We start from the raw sequence: 25,831 nt of genomic DNA, 5'->3' as shown, positions 1-25,831 counted from the left end.
CTGATGTTAAAACCCGTATTTATTCTATTACTCGGTGTGATGCTGGCAACGCCAATGGCCGCTAATGCATTGAATATCAAGGACTACCATAAAGAGGTGATGACAGGAGCCGATGGTAAGGTCGATTGCGCAGCATGCCACGGAGATGTAAAACGTAAAACCGTTCCCGATGCGGCCACTTGCAGTAGTTGTCATGGCTCACCCGAGGAGGTGGCCAAGCTGACTCAGCGCCCTGCGGATGCGGGCCATTCGGTTGAGCCGAATCCCCACGACAGTCTGCATTATGGTACTGATCTGCCATGTACTTACTGCCATCAGGAACATAAGGAAAGTAAAGTCTATTGCAATCAATGCCATGAATTTACTTACCCTAAGATGAAACGTTAATTTCATCCTCTTTAGACACTCGCTCCCCTGTATTTTTTGACAACCTTATGTCATGCACTCAACCCCGTTGAGTGCATTTTTTTAGGCAAAAAAAAGAGTAAGCCAATACGGATTACTCTTACGGAAAATTGGTCGTTGAATGTTGTAGCCAAAATCACTCATATGGATGAGGAGCCAGCACACAATGACAGCTTTTACTTAATTAACCCTTAAAATTAACATTTATCTCAAATGTTCACCGCGGTTAAGACAGATGAGCTTATCCAAGATCCGCTCGCCATCCATTCGAATACCATTGTGTTCATATTCTGAGGTTAACCAATACTTTAGGTGCGCAACTTGTTTGGCAGTTTCGAGGCTGTAGTCCATCTCGACGTACATATCCTCACTGTAAATCGCCGCTGCAACGGGTACGCGGTTATGGCTGAGTTGCTCAAGATTATAGAGTGCTGGCCAGTCCGTTTTATGGGCAAGAATATTGGCCGCGGCTTGGAGTGGCGCTAAATGGCTAAATTGCTCAAACATCCAAGGGTAAATCATCTCGCCGGTAAACAGGAAAGGCTTACCGACTTGATAGTTAAAGGCGGAATATTGCTCGCGCACCCTATGGGCAGACCACTGTGATGCACTGTGTTGGCAGTAGATTGCCTCGTGTAGCAGGGCGAAAATTGGGTTAGTGTTATAGTCTAAAAGTTGGCAGAAATGATTTAAAAACAGCGGGTTGACATAATCGCCTTGAGGGGAGTGCACCAACGCCTGCTCAAGCAAATAGTAAACCGATTCAGGGCCTTGCTCCATGCCTAAGTTAATGCCGAGCAGTTGCAACATTTCGACCGTGAGGCGCTCGCCCGTGGCTAATTGCACTGGGTGCTCAAGTAAATGTTTGGCGAGGCGAGTCACCAGATGTTGTGCATCGTGGAAGCGTTGGAAGAAATCCTTATTCTTGGCTAATACGCGCTGATAGGTGGCTTGATACACCTCATCGCTACTACGGGTTAAGGAGGGAATGCCACCCGTGATGTAGGCTTCACTCACGCCTTGAGGTGCAGCGCTTAAATAATGCAACACGCAGAAGCCACCAAAGCTTTGCCCTAAAATTGCCCATTTATCGGCGGGACAAAGCTGGGTGCGAATCGCCTCGGCATCTCGTACAATACTATCGGCCCTAAAATGGCTTAAATACTCGGCCTGTTGTTCAGGGGATAAGTGGCCTAGGCTTTGGTAATTGATGGGGCTTGAAAGCCCTGTACCCCGTTGGTCGAGCAATAATACTCTAAACTCTTTGAGTGCTCGGCGGATCCAGCCACTATTATTGGCGGGGCGCATTGCGGCAAACCCCGGTCCCCCTTGAAAAAAGACGATATAAGGTAGTTTTTTATCTTTATTTTCAATGGCGCAGAGTTCCCGCGCGAACACACTGATCTGTTCACCAATTGGCTGTTGATAATTGAGTGGCAGGTTGAATGTGTGTTTTTTGGCGAGGACACCGGCGAGCATCATATCGGGTTTCATCAATTAACCTTAAGAGTAGGGCTTGTTGTTTAGGGCAGATTGTATACAAAAGCCCTGTTGTCGCAAGTTGGGATTATTTGATTAGCCTTTGGTTAAGATCAATTTTTATTGTAAAAATTTGAGCCATGATAAGCCTCTTAGCGTAATCTATCGGCTATGGATAACACGAGATTGAAGCTATGAAGTATCAAATTATTCCTGTAACACCTTTCCAGCAGAATTGCAGCTTGATCTGGTGTGAAAAAACGAAGCGAGCCGCGGTTGTCGATCCGGGAGGGAATGTCGACCGTATTTTAGGCGAAGTGGACAAGTTGGGACTGACCCTTGAAAAAGTCCTGTTGACCCACGGCCATATCGACCATGTGGGCGGTGCTAAGCTGTTGGCGCAGCAAACGAATGTACCTATTATTGGCCCCCATGTAGCGGATAAATTTTGGATTGATAACCTGCCAAAACAGAGCCAAAACTTTGGGTTTCCCCACTGCGAAGCCTTCGAGCCCGAGCAATATTTGCAGGATGGCGATGTAGTTACCGTGGGTGAGCAAAGCTTAAGCGTGTTGCATTGCCCTGGGCATACTCCGGGCCACGTAGCATTTTATTCGGCTGACGCTCATCTGGCTTGGGTGGGCGATATTCTGTTTAGAAGCTCGATTGGTCGCACCGATTTCCCGCAATCTAATCATCAGGATTTAATCCACTCCATCACCACTAAACTCTGGCCTTTAGGCGCGGATGTAGAATTTATTCCCGGCCACGGACCTATGTCGACCTTCGGTGAAGAGCGTGAACACAACCCCTTCGTGGCCGATCAATTATTACTCTAAGTAGACTCTTCTTCATCGCGACGCGTGCCTATGCGTCGCGAGCAATCCGTTTAGCCCATTAACTTTCGCTTTGCATTGCCACTTATCCACGTTTCGCTTGCCGCAATATTTTGTTCACAATTTCCCCTATCAATGCGAGTTCAGCTTTGTTAACTTGTTAAGTCGAATGTCATTTATTGGTTTCATTCATCTATCTAGCCGCAGATGCAAGCATGGAGTGTTGTGCATGGTTCAGCAAATTGAAGACTTATTAGAGCATTGGCTCCCCCTCGCTGATGATGCTTGGGTGCTGGCGGTGATTACCCATATTCAAGGCTCGTCCTACCGTAAACCCGGTGCCATGATGTTATTCCATGAGTTTGGCCAAGGCGCTGGCATATTAAGTGGTGGCTGTTTAGAGGCGGATCTTCGCCGCCATGCGCAGCAAGCCATGCAGTCGCAGCAGATTGTTCGAGTCACCTATGATGCGACGGACGAGTCCGATGCCAGCTATCGCTTAGGCTGTGGTGGCAAAGTCGATATAATGTTGATCCCGCTGCTTAAGGAGAATCATGACCTTGGTCTCGTGGATATAGTCCAAGCGTTTCGCAAGGGGCAGACGGGATGCTACCAATTACCCTTAGTGCCCGCGGGCAGCGATGCCCGCAGTTACACTGCGCAGTTTTATCCGGCGGATAGCGCACCTTTTTCCTCGGCAGATTTTACAAAGGCACGAATATTAAGTGCCCACGAAGGGGATTCGCTCATCATCCCCCTAAGGCCTCGATTCCATTTAGGGATCTTTGGTGGGGGTATCGATGCTAAACCTGTGGCGGCGATTGCCCACAGTTTAGGTTGGCAGGTGAGCGTGTTTGATAGCCGCACCGCCTATGCAAGAAGTGCCGACTTCCCCCATGCCCATATCATCAAGCAAAGCGTTAATGAGGCCACCACCCTTGTTGCATCGTTAGATTGCGCCGTGGTTATGCACCATAATCTGAACTTAGATGCCGCGGCACTAAAAGCAATTCAACCTTTTGATCTTAAATATGTTGGGCTCTTGGGGCCTACTCATCGGCGGGATAAAGTACTGGCGATGGCCGAACTCAATACTGATTCGTTTAGTGGCTTTTTCTCGGCGCCAGCGGGGCTTGCGCTTGGTGGCGAGTTACCGAGCGCAATAGCATTGAGCATTTTAGCGCAATGCCATGGTGTGCTTCATGGTGCGGCATTTTCCTCGCTCGATGGAATGATGCCTTAAATGCACATCAGGGAAAGATTGCTCATTGCCGTGCTCGCGGCAGGCGAGAGTCGGCGCTTTCAGGGGGCGAAGCTGGCACAACGTTTATCAACAGCGGCGAGTGAGGGACAAGGGCATAGCATCTTACAACGCCATATCGACAGTTTGGCTCGTTTTACCTCGGCGCCATTGGCAATAGGGGCATCCAATCAAGTCAGCGCTTCGCTGCTGGTGGTGCTCGGTGCCCATGACCACGAGCTGCGCCCCCAACTTGAGGCTGCTCGGGCGACTAATCTGACGTTGCTGCATAATGCCGACTGGCAGACAGGCTTGTCATCGTCGCTGCGAGTCGCCGCGGACTATGCAAAAGCGCAACAGTTTGATGGCATGTTACTCACCTTAGCGGATCAGGTCGCGCTGACATTTGAAGACTATCGGCAATTGATTGAGACTTGGCAGACGAGTCAGCAATCTGTGGCCGCTCTTTATGCGACCGAAGCTGGGAAGTTGGATGAATTAGGCGCCCCTGCTATTTTTAATGCCTCAATACTCGATTTATTAACGGATTTGACCGGCGATCGCGGCGCCAAATCCATCTTAAAACAACTGGCAAATGTGGGTGAGCTAGTGGTTGTTCCCTTACCCCATGCCGCGATTGATATTGATACTAAAGCCGATCTTGCGTCGTGGTTGGCACTTAAGGAGTGAGTTATGGCAATACCATTCTCGGAGGCTGCAAAGGACAAGAGCCTTGCGACGCCATCGCAAAACCTGACCATTAACGGCAGATCCTTTACCTTAAATACGGATCCGAATATGCCTATCCTCTGGGCATTACGGGATATTTTAGGCTTAACGGGCACTAAATATGGCTGTGGCGCTGGGCTCTGCGGCGCGTGTACTGTGCATTTAGATGGTCAGCCTGTGCGCGCCTGTTTAACTAGCGTATCCCAGGCACAAGGAAAGCAACTGACCACGATTGAAGGGCTTGATAATCAAAAGCTTAAAAATGCTTGGGCCGAACACAATGTGCCCCAATGTGGTTATTGTCAGGCAGGGCAGTTAATGTCGGCGGCGGCCTTAGTCACTCAACATCCAAAACCGTCGGCAGAACAAATCGATGCCGCTATGTCGGGTAATTTGTGTCGCTGTGGTACCTATCCTCGGATAAAAGCGGCGCTGCAAAGTTATGCCAAACAGGAGCGCTAAGATGAGTACCTTCACCGCAGTTGAAAATATCAGTCGCCGCGATGTGTTAAAACTCTTCGGCGCCGTCGGGGGCGGTCTCGCACTCGGGGCAAGCGGTCTCAGTTGGAGTCCAATGGCATTGGCACAGGACCAACAGGCGCGGCTCAATCTGTTTATCGCCATCGGTGAGGATGACAAGGTTTATTTGACCTGCCACCGCTCCGAAATGGGTCAGGGGATCCGCACAGGGATTTTACAAATCTTAGCCGAAGAACTGGAGGCTGATTGGGATAAAATTGTGCCTATTCAAGGGCTCGCCGATAAACGTTACGCCAGCCAAAATACCGATGGTAGCCGCAGTATCCGCGAAAACTATGACCGCATGCGTGAGATGGGCGCGATGGCTCGAACCATGCTTGAACAAGCCGCTGCCGCCCGCTGGAAAGTCCCCGTGAGTGAAGTGCAGGCTAAAGATCATCAAGTGCTGCATGCTAAATCTGGCCGTGCTGCGCGCTTTGGTGAATTAGCCCTCGATGCTGCAGGATTACCACTGCCCGCGTCCGATTCACTGCGATTAAAGGCGGTTAAGGATTTCAAGCAAATTGGTGCATCGCGTCAGATAGTCGATATGCAGGCCATGCTCACGGGTAAGGCTGTCTATGGCTATGATATTCAAGTGGAAAATATGCTTTATGCCAGCATTATGCGCCCACCCGTATTGGGGAGCGATGTGGCAAGTCTTGACGATAGTGCGGCGCGCAAAGTAGCGGGTGTGGTCGATGTGTACCGTTTGCCAACGTCCAAGGGCGCTCCCGCTTTTCAAGCCTTAGGCGGCGTAGCTGTGGTGGCGACAAATACTTGGAGCGCGCTGCAGGGACGTAAAGCCTTGCAAGTAAGCTGGACTCAGTCTGCCAACAGCAGTCACGATTCTAAAACCTATCTGCAAGAGCTGGTGGATAAGGTACAAGCTCTAGGCAAGGTGGTTCGTCAAGTTGGGGATGAGGTCAAAGCGTGGCCTGAGGATGATACCCTCAAGGCGATTTATACCGTGCCTTACCTTATTCATTCCTCCATTGAGCCGCCCGTGGCCACCGCCAATGTGACCGAGAAGGGCTGTGAAATTTGGGCATCGACACAAACACCGCAGAGTACACAGCAAAATGTGGCAGCGGCCTTAGGTATTGCCGAAGATGCGGTGAAAGTGAATGTGACGCTATTGGGCGGCGGCTTTGGGCGCAAGTCCAAACCGGATTTCAGTGTGGAGGCGGCGCAACTCTCCAAACAATTTAAACGGCCAGTGAAGGTGAGTTGGAGCCGTGAGGATGAGATCCAAAACGGTTATTACCACGCCATCAGTGCCCAGTGTTACCAGGCCTTGTTCGATGCTAATAACAAACCCACTGCGCTGTTAGCGCGTACGGGCTTCCCGTCGATCAGCTCCACCTTTGCCGAGGGCGTCGAGTATCCATCCGGCGGTGAGTTGGACTTAGGCTTTGTCGATGTGCCCTTTGCCCTCGCAAATTTACGCTACGAGGCCGTTAAGGCTAGCGCTTACAGCCGTATCGGTTGGATGCGCTCGGTATGCAATATTCAACATGGGTTTGGCGTGGGCAGTTTTGTCGATGAAATGGCCCATAAAGCCAAATTGTCTTGCCCCGATATGTGGCGCAGCTTACTGGGCCAAGCAAGACGAGAGACCTTTGAAAACCAAGGCTTTAAATATGGCAACTATGGTGAGGATCTTAATCGTCATCCCGTCGATGTTGGTCGTTATCTCAAGGTGATTGAAGCGGTAGAACAAGCCCAAGCCAAGGCGCCTAAAGCGGGTAAGAATCAAGGTTGGGGCTTTGCCGTGCACCGCAGCTTTGTGAGTGTGGTGGCGGTAGCTATGCGGGTAGAGGTGGGAGAGGACAAACAGCTTAAAGTGCTCAATGCCATTGCTGCGATTGATGCCGGCACTGTGGTCAACCCAGATAGGGTGAAAGCGCAGACCGAAGGCGCGATTGTATTTGGTTTAAGCTTGGCGCTAATGGGGGAGATCAGTTACCAACAGGGTAAGGTAGTGCAGTCTAACTTCCACGATTATCCCTTGCTACGTTTACCCCAAGTACCCGAGATGGAGATCATCATTATCGAGTCGGATGCACCGCCTGCAGGTGTGGGTGAGCCCGGCGTGCCGCCAGTGGCACCTAGCCTGACCAACGCGATATTTGCCGCAACAGGCATTAGGATCCGCGACCTGCCAGTTAATAAAATGTTGAAGTTGTGATGCTGTAAACGACACCTGAGTGAGCAAAAAAGCGCCTAACAAGCGTTTTTTTCGTTTTTTTACCACAAATAAATTGCTTGTTAGCAAATTTACGGGCATTAATGCCGAAAATTAGCAATAGATCAGGTTTTTGTTACCAGAATAGAGGTAATTTAACCAATATGTTTACTCAGGTGACCTAAGGTATGCGGACTCGCGTACACATTCATTTGAATCGGTTCCTAGTCGGCCTGTGAGTCTGTTTTCGATTGCAGATCCCTACTAAAAATTGATCGACACGGAAGTGAAGGGCGCTATAACACCATAATACAGCCGCACCTTAAGCGCATTTGAGTATTAACTTCCGTGAAAACAATATAAAGGGGTCATCATGGAAAATCGTTGGCAAGTCGCTATTTCGGCGGGGCTATTAGCCGCTGTCTGGTGTGGTATCGCAGATACCTTTCATCTCGTTACTTGGATTGGCTTTTTAGGTTGTAGCACCTTCTTTGCTCAACCTAAGGTAGGCTTTCAGGGCGTGATGATGGCGTGGTGCACCAATCTCTCTGGTGTATTTTGGGCTTGGCTCATTATCAGCGGCAGCAGTTTCTTCGTATCGCCCGTGGTGGGTTATCTGTTTACGGGTATTGCCACTTCGGCAATGTGCCTGCAGGCCAGTTATCAAAAATTAAGCTTTATTCCCGGAGCCTTTATTGGCTGTTGTATTACCTTTGCCATGGCAGGGGATGTCGCCAATATTGTGCCATCCTTAGTGTTGGGCGCCCTGTTAGGTTTTTGCATGAGTTTGTTGACGGCGCAGTTAGTCACCCTTCGCCAAAAATGGTCAGCGTCAACGCGCTCTGAAATCGCCAGTGCCGATTAAATTCATCACATTTTTAATGTGCAGATGATGTCTGTTACGCTAAATAAAGTGATGGAATAGATGAGCTATAATGCTGATTTAGTACCGATAGCCTTTAGGTCTTAGGAAATATCAAGATGAAACAAATCCAGTTTCGCACCATTGATGCCATATTGATCAAATTCAGTCTCAACGGAAAGTTTTGGGTTGTCTGTTCTATGGTGGCGCTGATCACCGCCACCGTTGCACTCGTCAATTACCAACATGCTCACCGCAACCTCGAAGCCGCCTCTTTGGCTCGAGTGCAGGCGACCGTCGATGCCTTTGCCCAAGTCGCGAATGCACAGCAGTTGACAGAGGATAAATTGTCACAGTTTGCCCGTGACAATGGTTTAAGTGTTGTCACTCGCCAAACAGAGGCGCAGCGCCAAAGGGATAATGTGACTGCCAGTGCCAGCGTGGGATCAAGCGGCGCACTCGAACTGTCGCAAAATGTTGCTCAATGGGAAAATGAGGGGCGCAGCGATGCCAACTTAATGTTTTGGCTCGCGTTAATCGGTTTATTGCCCTTATTCCAACTAAGCTATTGGATTTCAACCTCCCTCGGTGGTGGTCTGTGGGATATGTACATGGCGATCAAACGCTTAGCGGATGGTGATCTAAGTTTTAGATTAAACTTTTTCGGTACCGATGACTTCAGCTTAATCGCCCGCGAAATCGACCGCTGCGCCGATAACATGAGCGAAATGGTGAGTGCTATCCGCAGCAATGCTCAGACGCTCTCCCTCGCCGCCGATGAGTTTAATCAACAGGCCAAAAGCAGTGGCGAGTTAATTGGTGCCCAGCATCAATTTTTAGACTCAGTTGCCGTGGCGATGGCGCAGATGACCTCGGCGATTGAAGAAGTATCGGTCAATGCCAGTAACACCTCGCTCCAGACCAAAGATAACGCCAGCCAAATGAGTGCCAGCCAAGGACGTATTAGCCATACGGTGGACAGTATTGGGCAACTCTCAACCAAGATTGGCGCGGCATTTTCATCGGTAGAACAACTATCTAAGGATGCGGCGGGTATCGATGCCGTGGTGACGACCATCAACAGTATTTCCGAGCAGACCAATTTGCTGGCGCTGAATGCGGCGATTGAAGCTGCCCGTGCGGGTGAGCAAGGCCGCGGTTTTGCGGTGGTTGCCGATGAAGTCCGTACCTTGGCTGGACGTACTCAACAAGCGACTGTTGAGATCCAAGCGATGATCGAAGGATTGCAATCGGGCACTCGTCAGCTCTCCAATATCACCACTGAGATTGTGGACCGCGCCGATGAAGGCCGCAGCGCCATTATTGCCGTGGGCGACGATGTTGAGGGGATGGCGCAATCGGTTAATGCCGTATTCGATATGAGCAGCCAAATTGCTGCATCGGCGGAAGAGCAGAGCGTCGCCGCCCGGGATATCGCTGGCCAACTCAATGAGATCCGCCATCAATCCGATACCATTAAACAAACGGCGCAGCGCAGTGTCACCCTAGCGCATGATTTGCAACATGCCTCGGTTGAACTCGAAGGAATCCTTAAACAGTATCGCACTAGCTAAACAGGTACCTTCGGCGAGATTTACGGTTAATTGTTAACGCTGAAGGTGTCCATTGCTTAACTTATAAGTCTTAATATTTGAAAAAAATGGCGGTTAACTCTTTGGTTATCGACATTTTTTACATCCTAAAAGCAAGATACCTGCATCGTCTATTTGGCTAGATTTTTGTGATTGTTTCCCAGTGATTTATCGTGCTTTTGATTTCACAAAAGGTGGCCGTATAAGTTCAATGGCGGTATCTGGGGTGCACGGAAATGCAATTGTCGCGATGAGATGGTCAATGATGTTACCGATATCAGAGTGACATTTCCTCTATCCCTATGGGACAGATGCAGAGCCGCCAACTGCTACTGTTACAACAATGACAATCTTAGCTAACCATTCCGCTATTCTTTAACTAAAAGCTATGGTTTCTTTCCCTGTTACAGCCTCAATTTTAAGAAAGACTAGATTTTCTCTATTAACCAAATTTTTATAATGCTATAAAGTGCTCTATATGTTTGAAACTGGATAAATAGCAGATCTTACAACTGGGACTTTCGCATCATTCTTAGACCAATCCTTTTAGGGAAAATCAAAAGCAATAGGGTGCACTCAATAATGAATGGTTAGCTGCGATGTTTAATCTCGTTGTTAATAGATTCTAACTAAAATAAAAAATGGATGCCGTATTGGCATCCATTTCCTTATAAACCTACGACTAATTTATAGTTAAATATTAAACGCGAGATTTAAGATAATCCTGCATCTCTTCTATGGAGGTTTGAGAGACAACTTTTCCGTCAATATAATAGGTGACCACATCACCTTCACGCTCACCTACGAGTATTGCTGTTTCGCCAGTGTTGTAAGTTATATCCATTCGTACAGTGTTTTCATCTATTTGATGCATCTGACCTTTTTGGATAATACGATTATTAGTCAAAGGTTTAACAGGTGCAGTTTTGAGTGAATCATCAACTTTGTCGTTGATATCTATATAAGTGTCTGTGTGAGTATCAAAGATATGTGGTTTGCCGTTAAGCGGGTTATTACCAGTCCAGAATTCTAACGAGTTAAAGATAATATAATCTGCTGCAATCGAAATACCATAAACTGGCGCCATTAGAATGTTTAGACCACCACGAGCATAACGGTTATCAACTGCTTTCAAGTTGAATTGCATGACATATCCTGTCACCGCATTACTACCCACACAACCCGAAAGAAAAGAAGTTGCAAAGCTAAGCAAACAAACTTTAACGATCATCTTTTTCATAAAAAACATCTCCATTTGTTATTTAATGTGTTCTAGTAACACTACTGTTTTACAAACTCTCTTTGAAAATCTTACTCATCATGCAAAATTCATCATGGAGTAAATTTAGTACGTTGGCTAGTAGTTTTTAAATAGATCCATGAATTTTGTCTATATTCATCAATTCAATTTTTGGTCTCCAACTGAGTTGAATATTATGAAGTTCTTATATGCGTTAACGCTTGTTTTGAACAGGTCATAGTATTCATTTAGGTTCTCTTCTATGACCAAGTTTTGTAATGTTCTGATCCAATACTTTGAAAGTAATAGACCCCCATCCTTAATAGCGTAGTAGTAAACCTATGACTATGCTTGGTTAAAAATTGAAAAAAGGAGTAAAAGAAGCAATAGTTACCCAAAATACAGTGCAAAAGAGTCAAGTAATAGGTGCAGAAGTAACGTAGTAATAGACACCCATCTCTTTAACTGCACGGTAGTAAACCGCTTACTATGCTTGGTTAAGCATTGAACTAGGAGGTTTATATGCCAAGCCCTCGTAGAACTCAGATAGGTCTTGAACTATCTCTTTAAATCAGTCCCTATTACCATTGTTGTAGCCGCGTTGTTCGGCGTGCTTTTTTATGTGGTGATGATGGCTATTCGGGTAAAAATTATGACCATTGCCGTGCTTGGGTAGCATCGCTACTGTTTGAACTTGAAGCCGTTTTTGCCATTGATGTGGCAGCCTTTGCCCTTTTTTAATGATGAATAAGGTCAAATCATCTGCATGTGGTGCTGCTTGTGGATATCGACAGCGCAAATCGTTGGACTGACTGCGAAGTGCTAGAGCAATGGCATAAGTTGTTTAAAGGCGATGAATTAACGCAAAAATACGCCAAAGGTGAGTTGGTCGAGGCGCATGAGGTCAACAGATTAAAGCATTCAATCGCCATTTATCGCAGTCGTTTATGTGACATTAGCTGGTTTATGTGCTGCCTCAATGAACCGATTGCAAGACAAGCAAATCAAGAAGATAAATGTACAGGTCGTTTTGGGGAGGGACGGTTTAAATCGCAAGCTCTGGTTTATAATGGGTGGCTGGATTTATTTAGCCTCGCAAAACTTTACCACCAAATGGAAAATGCCTGTCAGCCGTTGTGCAAGGCGTTATGTTAATGGGAGATATCAATGATTACCGAGGTTGCTGAGATTCAGAGCTTAGCAAATTACATTGAGTCGATGGAAATTGCTCCATTGTTCGGAAATAAGGTCTTATTTCGTGGTCAGCCAGTAAAAGGTAATTTGCTTCCGAGTGTGGCTCGCGAAGATAAAACTAAAGACACAACTCACTTCGAGAAACATGCTTTGGAGCAAATGCGCCTAATTGGTTCTAGTTTGTTAAGCCCTAAAGATGAAGATGATTGGCATGCTATTGTTAAAGCACAACATCATGGTTTGAAAACTCGCTGTTTGGATTGGACATCAAATCCAATGGTTGCGTTATGGTTTGCATGTTCAAATAGTCCAGAAGTCGACTCTTACGTTTATATGTTAGTTGCTGATCGCGCGGCTCTTCCTGACAAAACTAAATCACCTTTTGAGCAGGAGCATGTTTGTATATTGCAACCAAATTATGAAAGTCCAAGAGTGAGTGCTCAGCATGGATGGCTTACCATTCATAACTATTCAAATGGGCAATTTACACCGTTAGAAGATAGCAAAAAGGAGCAGCTGTGGCTGTGTGAGTATCTCATTCCAAAGAGAATTAAAGCTGAGATTCTTATTAGTTTAGATCGATGTGGCATTAATCAAAGTACCATTTTTCCTGATTTAGACGGGTTGTGTGGATACCTTAATGGAAAATTCACATAACAAACGCCCCAAGAGGGACTGTCAACGCGCTGCGTTTCCAGTTCCATTGAGCCGCGGTGGTTACGGTTGTTGTGATTAGGTTTAGTTGTAATGCGTTGTCAGCCCCTTAGATGTGCGTTATCCCATAGACATTTTTTTGCGAAATTCACCTGTCATAGCTGATGAGCCAACACGCTTTGTCCCAAAGCAATACACATATTTTCTTTAAAACCTACAGATTACGCCGATACTAAAAGGTGATCCATGGTGATTAGTGAGACGACCGTCCGCCCCACGGATGGGGCGGTCGAGCATCCAAGGATGGACTGGCTGCGTGTCGTCGAGCGAATATCATGGCTCGCCTATGAAGCCTGTACTTAAAGATCTAAGCTCTCAAACAAAAACATCGGCCTAGGCCGATGTTTTTTATATCGATTAAAGGATTCACCCAAGCGAGTTAGGCTTCTTTAAAGGTGCTCCAAATTGGCGCGTGATCTGAGGGTTTATCGATGCCGCGCAGATCGTAATCGACGTCGGATTCGACTAAACGTGCGGCCAGTGACGGCGTGGCTAAGATCACATCGATGCGTAGGCCACGGTTATCATCGAAGCCTTTGCTGCGGTAATCGAACCATGAATAACGCTCGCTGCGGTCGGGGTGGAGTTGACGGAAGGTATCCACCAATCCCCAATCTTGCAGGGTTTTGAGCCATTCACGCTCTTCGGGTTGGAAGCTGCATTTACCGGTTTTTAGCCAACGTTTGCGGTTGACTTCACCGATGCCGATATCCAAATCGATGGGCGAAATATTGATATCCCCAATGATGGCGATATCTTCATCGTTGCTATGATTAGCGTGCAGATGCGCCATTAAGTCATGATAAAACTTACGCTTAGCAGGGTACTTTGTCGGATGGTCGATGCTTTCGCCCTGAGGGAAATAACCATTCAACACAGTTAACTGACGGCCATTGGCCTGAGCAAAGGTGCCGATAATCATGCGGCGCTGCGCATCTTCTTCATCGGTTGCAAAACCCTTTTGCACCTTAAGTGGGGCGGCTTTGGAGAGCATGGCTACGCCATAGTGTGCCTTGCCACCGTGGTAATGCACGTGATAGCCCATGGCCTCGACTTCGGCGAGCGGGAAGGCTTCATCGTGCACTTTGGTTTCTTGCAGGCCGATAATGTCGGGCTGATGGCTGTCGATTAACGCTTGCAATTGATGCAGGCGAGAACGCAATCCATTGATATTGAAAGAAACGATTTTCATTAAGGGAGAACTCGTTTGAAGGGTTTTACCACAACGCTTTGATATACGCCCGCCGCGAAGTAAGGATCGGCATCTGCCCAGGCTTGAGCCGTGGCTAACGAATCGAAATCCGCAACCACTAACGAGCCGCTAAAACCCGCATCGCCAGGATTTTCGCTATCGATAGCGGGGTGTGGACCCGCAACCAACAAACGACCTTCATCGGCCAGTTCCTGCAAGCGAGCTAAATGCGCAGGGCGCGCCGCTAAACGTTTTTCTAAGCTGTTCTCAACATCTTGAGCTGAAATCATATACCACATTATTTGAGTTCCTTGCGTTGATCTTCGGGAAGATGTTTATAAAGGTAAAAGACGGTGATAACGGTATTAATCAGGGTTAAGGCGGTGAGGCCAAACACTTTAAAGTTCACCCAAGTTTCTAACGGCAGTCTAAAGGCGACATAGATATTGACTAGGCCACAGATGGCAAAAAAGCTCACCCAGTACCAAGTTACGTGTGCCCAAATCTTATCGGCCACCTTCATCTCTTTACCCAACATGGACTTTAAAATCGACTTGTTGAGTAGCTGGCTCACGCCAAGGGCTAGGGCAAATAAAGCATAAATAATAGTGACTTTCCACTTGATAAAGGCATCGTCATGGAACACTAAGGTGAGGGTACCAAACACAGTCACCATAGCGAAGGTAATAAGGTGCATCTTCTCCAATTTTTTGTACAGCGCATAGGTCACGACTAATTGCAGTGCGGTGGCGGCGATTAAGGCGCCACTGGCGATATAAATATCGAAAAATTTATAGACGGCAAAAAAGATAATGAGGGGCAGAAAATCAAGCAGTTGTTTCATAAATAATCGTGTTAAGAAGACGTGGGCTTGAGTGTAGCACGGGGGACTAGAGGGAAAAAGCCGTGAAAGGTGACCGATTGCTAACTGTTGCATGAAAGCGGCGGCAACGGCTGTTGCAATCCATGTTGTCCTTACAACTAAGTGGGCCGTGACCGATAAGGCTAAGCTTGTGCGGCGCGTTTTGCTTGGGCGCGCGTGGCTAACGGGCAATCGCCGCAGCGATGACTGTTGGCAAGTTGATACCTTAAGCAACAGACTCGGCGAATATTGTCCGCGTCAGCAGCTGAGGTGGGCAGCAGATTAATGCTGTTATAGAGTGGATTCAATTCCCCATCTTCAAAGGATTTTGTGTTAAATAGCAGTTCCTTAAGGCGTTCAAATTCAATATTTGACAATGCCATCTCACCCAAATACCAGTGAATAAGATAGCCTAAATGGCTCCAGTACAGTTTTGCGGGAGTCGGGCTTAAGCGCTGTAAACGCTCAACGCTAGGAATTAGATGGTTTTTAATCCATTGGATTAGTTGTCGCTCGCGGGTTGGTTTTAAAATCGTGGCTTTAACGATGGCGGCTTTCACCTGAGGAGTGGGGGCTAGGGTTAATTGAAACTCAAAACCTGCAACTCTGCCCGAATCGTGGGGCCTAAGGTAAAAATGCTTAGGCGCTATATCAATCTGCTCAATCTGCTCAAGGGTGCTTGCGAGCGAATGCGGCGCGTTAATAATCCACTCCAGCATGGGTGGCACTAACAGACCGAAATACCACTGTCCCCAGAGCGAGTGCAGGGCTTTGGAATTATGGCTATGGCTGAGCAATACCTGCTCGGGAATATTTTCTAACGGGATGGATGAGGTGGTTTTTGCCAAAGGTGGATAGGCATTGGCAAAATCCAGTAAAAGCTGCTGATAAACTGCTGGCTGACTCCAAGTATCAACACTGAGTCCTTGGGGCTTAGTGGTTGCCACAAAATGCTGGGCATAAAATGGGGCGCGAAGCGCCAGTCGTTGATTAAACGCTTTGGCTACTTTAGTTAGCTCCATTTGACTCTTTGTTAAACCAAGTTCTGTTTGCTTGGTGCTCGCAGGGTTTACACTTTGCGAGCATTTGGTATGGCTGTGCTTGGTACGACTCGGTTTAGTCTCACTGGAAAGCTTGACTAAGGCAGGGGCTGACTCTCCTTGGCGCGCCATAATCACTCCTTAGGCTTGAATTGATTAAACTGCGGTGAGTCAACTCACCTCACCGCAGTTTTCATTGATTAACAGCTGGTTATCGTCAGTCTGTTAGAAGCGATAATCCAAATTCACGCTCACGCTGCGCGGGGTGCCATATTGGTACTGGCTAAATTGCCCCACTTGGCTGTAATAGGTTTTATCCAAGGCGTTATGCACGTTGGCGCTCAGCTTTAGCTGTTCGGTAAAGGCATAACTTGCCATTAGGTTTGCCAATGCATAGGAGTTTTGCTCAACCTCGACTCTGCCTAAGGGCGAGTTCACTGTTTGATAGACTCGGCTTTGCCAATTGACCCCAGCGCCAAGCTGCAACTTGTTCCAATCGCCACTAAAGGTATAAGTGGTAAAGAGTTTTAGCTGCTGGCGGGGGGAAGTGGTGTTGATGCGATTGCCCTTAGGATCATCGGTACTGAATTGGGTGTAGCCGAAGTAGATATTCCAGTCATCGGTGATTTTGCCTGTGGATTCAAACTCAAAGCCTTGGGTCTTAGTGCCGTTAACCTCCCGATACACTGGGATAGTGGTGCCTGGCAGCACATCGCCAGTGCGTTCACCAACATTGTCTTGGCGAATTTCAAATACCGACAACGACATATCTAAGCTTTCATCCATCAAGCTGACTTTGATGCCCGCCTCGTAGTTTTTACCTTTGACAGGATCGATGTAACTGGCATCGATGCGCTGCAAGGTTTGCGGCGCGAAAATATCCGTATAACTGGCGTAAAGCGAGTATTGCTCGCCGAGTGCGTAGGTCAGGCCAAAATAGGTGGTGAGCTCATTGCCGACGTTGAAATCATACATGCTACCAAAGTTATCTTGGTCGGTTTGCCACTGGTTAAGGCGCAGGCCTGCGAGCAATGCCAAGGCATCGGTCAGATTGAGCTGCGTGGCCACATAGGCGGCGCTTTGCTCGGTCTCGCCGAAGGAGCCCGTGGTGTGTGTCTCCTTCCACTGAGGTTTTGGATATTGGAAGTTAGGATCGCGAAAATCCCCCAAGGGCGGCACGGCGGCTGTAGGATAATAGTAAGGGTTGGCAAACTCTTGGCGCTGACCCGTCCAGCCAAAGGTGAGTTGATGTTCTTGGCCAAACAGGGCAAACATTCCCTGAGCCCGTAAGTCGAGGTTATGTTGAGTACGACTCCCATCGACATAGGCGATTGAGCCTGCGGTTGCGCCTATGTTTGTTACCGGATCAGGATAACCCGTAGCCCAGAGTACATCGTATTTCAGTGAGTTATCGCCGTAACTGTAGGTGCCTTTTAGCTCCCAACCGTTATCAAAACGATGTTCAAGGCTGGCGAAGGTATTGAGTCCTTGGGTATGCGCCGAGGCCCAATCGGGGGCCGTGGAGGTAGTGCGATCGTAATTTGTACGACTGCCATCACTGTGGAACAGCGGCAGACCGCCGGACATAGTGCCTTCGGGCGTGGTGTCTTGATAATCCACTCCTAAGGTAAGCAGTGTGCTGGCGGTAATATCGGTTTCAACAATGCCATAGAGGGTGGTGCGTTGCTGCTCGTATCTGTCTTGGAAGGATTCTTTATCCTGATAGGCGGCGACAACCCGGCCACGAATGCTGCCACTGTCGTTTAAGCCGCTGGATAAATCGACCATACCGCGCAGATTGTTCCATGAGCCGACACTCACTGAGGTGCTGCCCATAAATTCTTGCGTTGGGCGTTTACGAATAAGGTTAATCGCGGCCGAGGGGTTACCCGCACCTGTCATTAACCCTGTGGCGCCACGGACAATTTCCACCCGCTCGTAGATGGCGGTATCGATAAGGTTATCGCCGTAGTTAAAACGGGTGTCATAGGTGGTGGGCACGCCATCGTAAAGAATACTGGTGACCGCAATCCCCCGCGAACTGATGCTGTATCTGTCGTTATCCATCGGCCTAGCATTGATGCCTGCCACGCTGGTCATGGCTTCGATGACACTGTTTAACTGCTGATCTTGCATCATTTGGCGAGTGACCGAGGTGACGGATTGCGGCGTCTCTAAATAGGACAAATCTAAGCCCGTTGCCGTGTTCATCGCCTGAGTTTTGTAACGATTATCGTGGAGATCCTTAGCGCCAACGATATTAATGATTTCAATGTCTTTAGTGGATTTTTTCTGGGTGTCGCTGGCATCGGCATAAGCACAGGGCATGCTGAGTATGGCAGAGCAGAGGATAAGCTCAGGGCGTGTGATGGCGAGTTGGCAGTGCGCTGCGAGGCGGTTGAGGGGGAAGGTTTTCATAATAATGATCTTAAATTCCATTTAGGGTGTTTGATTAAGTTGGTTGATTTACAGTGTTATTTTTAGGGCAAACACGAGTGCCCAGAGTGGACGCAGGCCCACTCAAGGTTAAAAATGCTTTAGGGTTTGGGTTTAAGCTTCTGATTTGCAGAGCCAAAGGCATGGCTTTGCCTAAAGGCCGCCAGCGGATTATCAATTCCGCCCGCAAAGCGCAGATTTTTTTCTCTGTCGGCAAGGTCAATCATCTGCTGGTTGTTATTAAGCTGAATGCGATTCAGGCAAGTGCGAACGAAGCCGTCTTTAAAGAGATCGTACTGTGCAAATTTGTCCACTAAGTGCGGATGCTGGGCTTGATAGTCGCGTACATTGTCTGCCACCAACTCCCAAAATAGCGCTTCGCTGACGTCGGTTTGCTTATCCAGAATGGGCGCTAAATAACGGAAAATACAGTCAAAAATATCAAGCAAGATATAGTTGAGCTTCATATCTTCCTCAAGCTCGACCGCAAGGCGCTGCACTTCTTGCGGCAGTGGCTCGTTGCCGTTGAGTACTGCGACTTCTTCGCCGATGTCCTTCATCAATATTTTGACTGGGATGCCGGCGTCGAGCACCAAAATCAGGTTTTCACCATGGGGCATAAACACCAGATCGTAGGCAAAGAAGGCGTGTAATAGCGGTGATAAGTAGAGGTTGAGATAGCGCTTGACCCACTCCTTAGCGCTTAAGCCCGAGTGCTTGATTAAGGCGGCAAGCAGGGCTTGCTCCTGATGATCGACGTGTAATAGTGCCGCCATGGTCATCAGGGTTTGCTGCGGCTCAATATGCGGCAACGGACTCTCGCGCCACAACGCCGACAGCATTTTCTTATAGGCGCTATCTTGAGTGAGTGCCTCTTCGTAATACCTGTGGTGATAACCGATTGCGGCGATTTCTTTTAGGATCACAAAACCTTGCTCGGCAAAATAGCTGTCGCTTTCGATAAGGTTGGCCACCCAAGCGTTGATCTGCGGGGTGCGGCTCATATACAGCGGCGAAAGCCCGCGCATAAAGCCCATGTTTAAGATAGAAAGCGCGGTTTTGACGTAGCATTTTTGCGGCGCAGTTAAGTTAAAGAAGGTGCGGATCGATTGTTGAACTTGATAGCAATCTTGGCTCTCGCCGAGATAAATAATGTCGCCACGGGCGATTTCGCCAGCAAAGGTGCGGGCAATTTTTTCGCGCCATTGCCAAGGATGAACGGGCATAAAATAAAAGCCGTCGACCGCATGTCCCAGTGTGCTTAAGTGTTGTTGAAACGCGGTGAACTGTTCACCAAGCTCCTGTTTTAACAAGCTATCATGGTCCAATCCTTCGAGGGCGGAGAAGGTGGTTTTGTCCTTACGCACCGCAATCCACACTAGCTGAAGCGCGCTGGCACTCTCGGGGGCAAATTGGTAATAGTCCTGCATATCAAAACCAATGCGGCCATTGTTGGCGATAAACACCGGGTGCCCCTCGGTCATGCCCGCCTCAATAGTTTGATAATCAGCCTTAGCGAGTGTAGCGGCGGGGATAGCTTGATGGGCCAACTTGTAGGCCTTGCTATAGAGGGTGCTAGTGATTTCCTCTAGGTAAGTGGGCAGCAGGGTTTCACTCATGCCCAAGGCATCTTTCAGTTGGATAATCAAACTCATGGCATCGAGTGGCTTGTCTTGGCCCGCGCTGCTGACTCGAATCGATCCGGTTTCTATCTCAAGGTGATCGAGCTGATAATGGCGCGCGCTGAAATAATAGGTGCAGTCCTTGAGCCTAAGTTCATAGTGATTGATACCTGCCGCTTGGCGGTATATCTGTGGGGTGATGATCTTCTCATGGGTAAATTCGCAGAGGATTTTCTTCACTAGATGACGATTGGCCGCCTGCCAATATTCCGGCATTAAGTGGGCGGGGACGTGTGTGTGGGCAGTGGCCTCCAGCGTGGGGAAGTTGGCTTGAGTGAATGGTTTGAGTAATGCGCGGTTAGTGGCTAAGTTCATCGGTTTACCTGCAAAATGATAGGGTTAACAGCGGTTGCGTGGGTTGCATGGGTTGCATGGGTTGCATGGGTTGCATGTGTAGTTTGAGTTGCTTGAGTTGCAGTGCGCGACATTAAAAGTGCGCTGGTCTTTTGCGCTAATTGGCGACTCTGGGCGCTACAAAAACCGAGGAAGGCGGCTTTGCTGCGCAGTTGAATGGCTTTTTGGTAACGGATCCCAATTTGGCTATTTAAGCGGTGAATTTTGTGATTTTGCTGATCCGGCTCGACGACCATTCGCTTAAAGGCAAGCTTTTCGAGGATGAGCTCGGCAATTGCCTGCATCACTTGACCGGACAAGCCATGAACAGGCTTGCCCTCAAGTGGCGCGAGGATGAGGTGCATACCGCAATCGAGCCGCTCCACGGCATAGTGCTCACCCACTTCATCCTGGGCGGGATCGTATAACTCCACCATAAACAGCGGTTTGGCTTGCCATTCACCTATCAGCGCGAGCTTGTGCTCGCTTGGCGCCATCGCCTGAGCAAGTGCATCGAGACTCATCCCCTGCATCCCCCAAAAGCGGGCATAGTCTTGATTAAACCAGCTCTGCAACATAGACAGCTGTTGCGGGAGATTGAGTGGTTTAAACACAAACTCATCAATCACAATGGGTGTTGAGAGTGAGGCCGCACAGTGGCGGCTCCAATGTCTGGCCATTACTGCGCCTCCTTGTGCGGTGCCATCAACACCGACACGCTGCCGCCCGAAGGGCTTATCCGCAGCGCGGCCTGTGGCTCAACATTACGATGCTGCGCAGGTTGCACCGCTGAATATATAGTCTTGCTTGATGTGGCTGAATGGGTGCTGCTGGTGTGCTGGTTTTGCCGCGCGCGGATCTTAGTCGGATCGAAGGTTTGGAAGGCGATACTGTCTTCAATCGGATAGGGCGCGTAACCTAAAACCGCTTGCAGAATCGTCGCATTGCGATAGCAGCCCATGCCCAGATCCGGTGAGCTGATGCCATGGGTATGCAGACCCGCATTTTGGATAAAAATATCGCCTCTGATATCGATGCCATAATCCCGCTGGATGGCGAGTTGGCCGCGATCATCAAATTCAATTTGTGATTTAATGCCTTGAATAAATTCGGGTAAACGATATTGATAGCCAGTGCCTAAGACGACGGCGCCCGTCTGTTGCTCTAGGGCATATTCCTGTTCGAGGTGGTTGAATTTGAGCGTTAGCTTGTCGCCCGAGGTCTCTATCTTATCGAGTGCCACATTGGTCAGCAGTTGACATTGGATATCACTGACTAAACGTTTTTGGTAAAGCAGATCATAAATATCGTTGATTAACTCGGCATTGATCCCCTTGTAGAGGGACTTTTGATTTGCAATCAAGCGGCTGCGTTTCTCTGGCGTCAGTTCATGGAAGTAATCCACATAATCTGGCGAGGTCATTTCTAGGGTGAGTTTGGTGTATTCCAGCGGATAGAAGCGTGGCGAGCGGGTCATCCAATTTAATTGATAACCATAGGTATCAATATCTTGCAGCAGATCGTAAAAGATTTCCGCTGCGCTTTGACCACTGCCGATCACGGTAATGGCGCTTTGGCTCTGCAGGTAGGTTTTCTGCTGCATATAGCTGGCGCTGTGCATCACACGAGGGTCATGCATCGGGCAATTGTCGGGCACATAGGGTGTGGTGCCCGTGCCGAGCACCAGTTTACGGCACAAATAGGTTTGGGGCTGGCCGCTGCGTCTATCAACCCCCGTAACATGGTAGATACCTTCACCGGCGTTGTAATCTAGTTGGGTGACCTTAAAACCGAATCTCAGATTGGATAGCTGTTTGCTAACCCATTGACAATACTGGTTATACTCATTCCTTGGCAGGAAAAAGTTTTCACGGATATAGAAGGGATACAGCCTGCCAGTTTGCTTGGCAAAATTGAGGTAACTATAACGACTGGTGGGATCGGCCATGGTCACTAAGTCGGACATAAACGGTGTTTGCAGCCGAGAAGCGCTGAGCAGCATGCCGGGGTGCCAGTCAAACTCGGTTTTGGCATCAAGAAACAAACAGCTAAAGCCATCGATGGGTTCACTCAGGGCGGCTAATCCGAGATTGAACGGACCTATGCCGATACCGAGTAGATCGAAAATCCTGCGATCGTTTTCCTTTTTTGGGGTAGTCACTTACGCCTCCTTAAGTTCCAGCTGCCAACCGAAACTGTGGTTGTCATCATCGGCTGATGGGCAAGCCAGGAGTGGTTCTCTCTATCTCTGCCGAGTGAGTCATTCCCTTATCTTGCGGATCAGGATCGGTTCCATGTGTTGCGCATGAGCTGAGGATTACTACCTCAGCGCAACGGCGAATAAATTAGCATTCGAAAAATCACAAATGCAAATCATTCTCATTTAAAGGTTGTTGGGAGAGTCGTACTTTTGACTGGGAAATAAAGGGCTGAAATACGGTTTGTTTGCGAGGGAATTGCCGTAGCAAAAATGGTGTAAAACTTATGTTTAAGGAGATGTTTTAAAAATTATTTAAAATAAAACAGTCAATTACATTTGGATTGAATAGGGATTTATTTCGGACTGCTGGCATTGGGGGACGTAGGCTTAAGCAACGAAAGTGTGAGCCAATCTTGAGTGTAAATCGACTGTAAATCCGAGTGCTTGACTAGGTTATTAGGTGATTTAGGGGCAAAGTGAGAAAAAACATAAAAGCCATTTTAGAAAATGGCTTTAGCGGCATTAAACACGGAGGTGAGTTTAAGGTAATTGCACAAAGGCGGCGGTTAACTTTCGCACTAAGGGGAGCACCATCAATAGAGTCGGGAAGGCCACTGCCCATGAGATCCCCCACGCACTCAGCCAAAGCTCAACAAATTGCGCCGATGCACCGACACCGTTGAAGGTACTGATCCCTGACACGATGCAACTCATTAAAATTGAGAGAAAAAATGGCATCACAACCGTAGCGTATTTAGCGGGTAGCTTAGGCGTACCAAAGATCGTGCGGGGCTTGGGAGTCGGGACTGAGTTTACGCTAGACATTAAAACCTCAATAGATGTCGCTTTTGCAAAAGCTGCTTAGGTCAGCAGATTAGGCGAAAGCATTTTTTGGCGAAAGACGTTAGGGATTGCGCCGTAGGCATTGACCTTATCAACCTTAAGCACAATCGGTTCGCCATTTTAGGGGCAAAATCCCCTAAAAGCTATTTGCTCTTAGCCTCGATTGAGTGTCTGGCCATCGCTCTGGAAAGCCTGCGCTGAAAACGCGAGCACTGCGTTAATATTGAATCCAGCCTTAATCTTGCCAGTTAGTCACCCATAATTCCCCAGTAACATTGACCCAATGACCACGGGAAATTGGTGAAGTGCCTAGTTCGTTATCGAAGGGAAGGGGGAGGCTCGATTGCAGTAAATACACAGTATCATCGGGCGTTTGGGTGATCTCAACGATTTGCCCAGATGCCTCAAAGTGACAATTATGTTTAGGGAATTGCAGACTCTGGCGGTGTTCAATGATGTCGGTCTGTAGGTTTGCCTTAGCTAAGCGGCCGAAGAGTTCAACCTTAACCCACTGATTCACTGGAAAACGTTGTTTAGCCTGTTGATCGCTACCCTGATAATAAAACCATACTGGGGCGCCATTATCACATTGGGCGGCGACTTCACCTTGAAAACCACAGCCCCAAGGCGTGACGTTGAGAATATAGATTTGATACTGCATAAAAAGTCCATTTACCATAACAAAACTGCCGATGTTACCGGCGCTATATTAACATCTCTTTCGCTAAGACATGCGACTCAGCGCCCAATATAAGCCTTGGGTTTGACAGTTTTAAGATGCAGTTGGTTCTCTGCTCGACATGGTTTTTGCCGTGGTACTTAATACAATAAAAAAGGCCAAATCCGCAGATTTGGCCCTGAATACTGTGTCACTCCGGTGAGGCGATTAGGTTGCCGCTTTCATCGCGCGGGTAAATTCGCCTAAGGTGGACAGCAGTTTTGCTTCATTCTGTTGATGAGCTTCAATAATTTTAACTACGGCTGAGCCAGAAATTGCACCCGCGGCGCCCGCTTGAATGGCGGCGCTCACTTGAGCCGGCTCGGCAATCCCAAAGCCTAATAGTGGTGGCGGCGCATTAAATGCTTGCAGCTTAGCTAAAATTTCTTCAACGGGCGTACCCGCCTTAGTGTCAGTGCCTGTTACACCGGCGCGGGACAATAGATAGGTATAGCCTTCGCCACTTTTACTTACTTTTTCAAGGGTGTCGCTATCGGCATTGGGCGGCGCGATAAAAATCGGCGCGATACCGTGGGCCTTAGCGGCTTGAATAAATGGCGCAGCTTCTTCTACTGGCACATCGGCGATAAGCACTGAGTCCACGCCCGCTTGCTGCGCTTTGGCATAAAAAGCATCGATGCCATTGGCGAATACGAGGTTCGCGTACAGCAATAATCCAATTGGCAGCTCTGGATATTTAGCGCGAATTTGCGCTAATAAGTTGAAGCACTGCGTGGGCGTCGTGCCCGCAGCGAGGGCTCTGAGGTTCGCGCCTTGGATAACAGGGCCGTCTGCCAGCGGATCGGAGAAGGGAAAGCCTAATTCCAGCGCATCGGCACCATTTTGCACTAAGGTGTCGATAATTTTCAGTGACAGCTCAGGACTTGGATCGCCCAAAGTAACAAAGGGCACAAAAGCGCCGCGGCCTTCGGCTTTTAAACGGCTAAACGCTGCGTGATAACGGCCAGCTTGATGAGGGATAGTTTGGGTTGAAATGCTGCTCATCTTAGTTATTCCTCTTTACCGTTTAAAATGTCTGACACAGTGAAAATATCCTTATCGCCTCGGCCCGAGAGGTTAACGACCAAAATGGTCTCTTTGGTGCACTCTTTCGCTAGGCGCAGGGCGTAAGCGAGGGCGTGGGCCGATTCGAGCGCGGGGATAATCCCTTCGCTACGAGCCAATAATTGGAAGGCTTCTAGGGCTTCATCATCGGTGGCCGATTCGTAGCGCGCACGGCCAATCGCGTTCAAATGGGCGTGTTGCGGGCCGACGGATGGGAAGTCAAGACCCGCCGAAATCGAATAGGACTCTTCGATTTGGCCTTCACTGTCCTGCATTAAGGGCGCCTTCATACCAAAGAAAATCCCGGTTTTGCCATGTTTGAGTGGCGCGCCGTGCATATGGGTATCAATGCCTTTACCTGCGGGTTCGACCCCAATCAGTTCGACACTGGTTTCCTCAATAAAGTCGGCAAACATACCAATGGCATTAGAGCCACCGCCGACACAGGCGATCACCGCATCG

23 protein-coding genes and 1 pseudogene are annotated in these 25,831 nt (G+C 48.4%); 10 read left to right on the top strand and 14 right to left on the bottom strand.

Annotated elements, in window-relative coordinates; genetic code table 11:
• Nucleotides 1–3: 3 nt before the first annotated feature.
• Nucleotides 4–387: a cytochrome c3 family protein gene (locus ACK5NH_RS00920; RefSeq protein ID WP_416917412.1), complete on the top strand. Its 384-nt coding sequence runs from the start codon at nt 4–6 to the stop codon at nt 385–387.
• Nucleotides 388–609: 222 nt separating this feature from the next.
• Here ACK5NH_RS00920 and ACK5NH_RS00915 read toward each other — a convergent pair whose 3' ends face one another.
• Nucleotides 610–1,899 (bottom strand): alpha/beta fold hydrolase, encoded by a 1,290-nt coding sequence (locus ACK5NH_RS00915; protein WP_416917411.1) that lies wholly within the window; start codon nt 1,897–1,899, stop codon nt 610–612.
• Nucleotides 1,900–2,078: 179 nt separating this feature from the next.
• Here ACK5NH_RS00915 and ACK5NH_RS00910 point away from each other — a divergent pair, with 179 nt between their 5' ends.
• The 7 genes from ACK5NH_RS00910 (at nt 2,079) to ACK5NH_RS00880 (ending at nt 9,832) form a co-directional block, all read left to right on the top strand.
• Nucleotides 2,079–2,723: an MBL fold metallo-hydrolase gene (locus tag ACK5NH_RS00910; protein ID WP_086904076.1), complete on the top strand. Its 645-nt coding sequence runs from the start codon at nt 2,079–2,081 to the stop codon at nt 2,721–2,723.
• A 226-nt stretch (nt 2,724–2,949) separates the two neighbouring features.
• Nucleotides 2,950–3,963 carry an XdhC family protein gene (locus tag ACK5NH_RS00905; RefSeq protein WP_416917410.1) on the top strand — a complete coding sequence of 338 codons (1,014 nt, stop codon included), beginning with the start codon at nt 2,950–2,952 and terminating at the stop codon, nt 3,961–3,963.
• Nucleotides 3,964–4,650, top strand: a complete 687-nt coding sequence (locus tag ACK5NH_RS00900) for a nucleotidyltransferase family protein (protein WP_416917409.1) — start codon at nt 3,964–3,966, stop codon at nt 4,648–4,650.
• A 3-nt stretch (nt 4,651–4,653) separates the two neighbouring features.
• Nucleotides 4,654–5,151, top strand: coding sequence for a (2Fe-2S)-binding protein (locus ACK5NH_RS00895; RefSeq protein WP_416917408.1), 498 nt, complete (start codon nt 4,654–4,656; stop codon nt 5,149–5,151).
• A gap of 1 nt (nt 5,152) precedes the next feature.
• Nucleotides 5,153–7,399, top strand: a complete 2,247-nt coding sequence (locus ACK5NH_RS00890) for a molybdopterin cofactor-binding domain-containing protein (RefSeq protein ID WP_416917407.1) — start codon at nt 5,153–5,155, stop codon at nt 7,397–7,399.
• Between the two features lie 370 nt (nt 7,400–7,769).
• Nucleotides 7,770–8,261: a DUF1097 domain-containing protein gene (locus ACK5NH_RS00885; protein WP_416917406.1), complete on the top strand. Its 492-nt coding sequence runs from the start codon at nt 7,770–7,772 to the stop codon at nt 8,259–8,261.
• Between the two features lie 116 nt (nt 8,262–8,377).
• Nucleotides 8,378–9,832, top strand: a complete 1,455-nt coding sequence (locus tag ACK5NH_RS00880) for a methyl-accepting chemotaxis protein (RefSeq protein WP_416917405.1) — start codon at nt 8,378–8,380, stop codon at nt 9,830–9,832.
• A 718-nt stretch (nt 9,833–10,550) separates the two neighbouring features.
• Here the strand turns inward: ACK5NH_RS00880 and ACK5NH_RS00875 are convergent.
• Nucleotides 10,551–11,090, bottom strand: a complete 540-nt coding sequence (locus ACK5NH_RS00875) for a DUF3332 family protein (protein WP_416917404.1) — start codon at nt 11,088–11,090, stop codon at nt 10,551–10,553.
• A 570-nt stretch (nt 11,091–11,660) separates the two neighbouring features.
• On the opposite strand from ACK5NH_RS00875, the pseudogene ACK5NH_RS00870 reads away from it, so the two are divergent.
• Nucleotides 11,661–12,155, top strand: a pseudogene (locus ACK5NH_RS00870) (transposase); the annotation flags it as partial.
• A 102-nt stretch (nt 12,156–12,257) separates the two neighbouring features.
• Entirely contained in the window at nt 12,258–12,941 is a 684-nt protein-coding gene (locus tag ACK5NH_RS00865) for an FRG domain-containing protein (protein WP_416917403.1), read from the top strand.
• 436 nt (nt 12,942–13,377) lie between these two features.
• Here the strand turns inward: ACK5NH_RS00865 and xthA are convergent, their stop codons facing one another.
• The 12 genes from xthA to ACK5NH_RS00805 form a co-directional block, all read right to left on the bottom strand.
• Nucleotides 13,378–14,190, bottom strand: coding sequence for an exodeoxyribonuclease III (gene xthA / locus ACK5NH_RS00860; RefSeq protein WP_416917402.1), 813 nt, complete (start codon nt 14,188–14,190; stop codon nt 13,378–13,380).
• Nucleotides 14,190–14,489, bottom strand: coding sequence for a YciI family protein (locus ACK5NH_RS00855; RefSeq protein ID WP_011072939.1), 300 nt, complete (start codon nt 14,487–14,489; stop codon nt 14,190–14,192). Before ACK5NH_RS00855 ends, xthA begins: the two co-directional genes overlap by 1 nt.
• Nucleotides 14,489–15,034, bottom strand: coding sequence for a septation protein A (locus ACK5NH_RS00850; protein WP_011716559.1), 546 nt, complete (start codon nt 15,032–15,034; stop codon nt 14,489–14,491). Before ACK5NH_RS00850 ends, ACK5NH_RS00855 begins: the two co-directional genes overlap by 1 nt.
• A 161-nt stretch (nt 15,035–15,195) precedes the next feature.
• Nucleotides 15,196–16,224 carry a siderophore-iron reductase FhuF gene (fhuF, locus tag ACK5NH_RS00845; protein WP_416917401.1) on the bottom strand — a complete coding sequence of 343 codons (1,029 nt, stop codon included), beginning with the start codon at nt 16,222–16,224 and terminating at the stop codon, nt 15,196–15,198.
• Between the two features lie 93 nt (nt 16,225–16,317).
• Nucleotides 16,318–18,531, bottom strand: coding sequence for a TonB-dependent siderophore receptor (locus ACK5NH_RS00840; RefSeq protein ID WP_416917400.1), 2,214 nt, complete (start codon nt 18,529–18,531; stop codon nt 16,318–16,320).
• A gap of 98 nt (nt 18,532–18,629) precedes the next feature.
• Complete coding sequence (locus tag ACK5NH_RS00835) at nt 18,630–20,525, bottom strand: IucA/IucC family protein (RefSeq protein WP_416917399.1); 1,896 nt, start codon at nt 20,523–20,525, stop codon at nt 18,630–18,632.
• A complete protein-coding gene (locus tag ACK5NH_RS00830) occupies nt 20,522–21,223 on the bottom strand; it encodes a GNAT family N-acetyltransferase (RefSeq protein ID WP_416917398.1) in 702 nt (233 codons plus the stop codon). Before ACK5NH_RS00830 ends, ACK5NH_RS00835 begins: the two co-directional genes overlap by 4 nt.
• Nucleotides 21,223–22,704 carry a lysine N(6)-hydroxylase/L-ornithine N(5)-oxygenase family protein gene (locus tag ACK5NH_RS00825; protein ID WP_416917397.1) on the bottom strand — a complete coding sequence of 494 codons (1,482 nt, stop codon included), beginning with the start codon at nt 22,702–22,704 and terminating at the stop codon, nt 21,223–21,225. The genes ACK5NH_RS00830 and ACK5NH_RS00825 overlap by 1 nt, the downstream gene beginning before the upstream one ends.
• A 579-nt stretch (nt 22,705–23,283) precedes the next feature.
• A complete protein-coding gene (locus ACK5NH_RS00820; protein WP_011625817.1) occupies nt 23,284–23,568 on the bottom strand; it encodes a DUF2798 domain-containing protein in 285 nt (94 codons plus the stop codon).
• A gap of 253 nt (nt 23,569–23,821) precedes the next feature.
• On the bottom strand, nt 23,822–24,247 hold the full coding sequence (locus tag ACK5NH_RS00815) for a glycerate kinase (protein ID WP_374920103.1): 426 nt from the start codon (nt 24,245–24,247) through the stop codon (nt 23,822–23,824).
• A 225-nt stretch (nt 24,248–24,472) separates the two neighbouring features.
• A complete protein-coding gene (gene trpA, locus ACK5NH_RS00810; RefSeq protein WP_416917396.1) occupies nt 24,473–25,309 on the bottom strand; it encodes a tryptophan synthase subunit alpha in 837 nt (278 codons plus the stop codon).
• A gap of 5 nt (nt 25,310–25,314) precedes the next feature.
• Nucleotides 25,315–25,831: pyridoxal-phosphate dependent enzyme (locus ACK5NH_RS00805; protein WP_416917395.1), on the bottom strand; the 517-nt coding region annotated here is incomplete at its 5' end.

The organism is Shewanella sp. (assembly GCF_047975355.1).
Taxonomy (GTDB): domain Bacteria; phylum Pseudomonadota; class Gammaproteobacteria; order Enterobacterales; family Shewanellaceae; genus Shewanella.
This window is presented reverse-complemented; position numbering and strand designations above follow the sequence as displayed.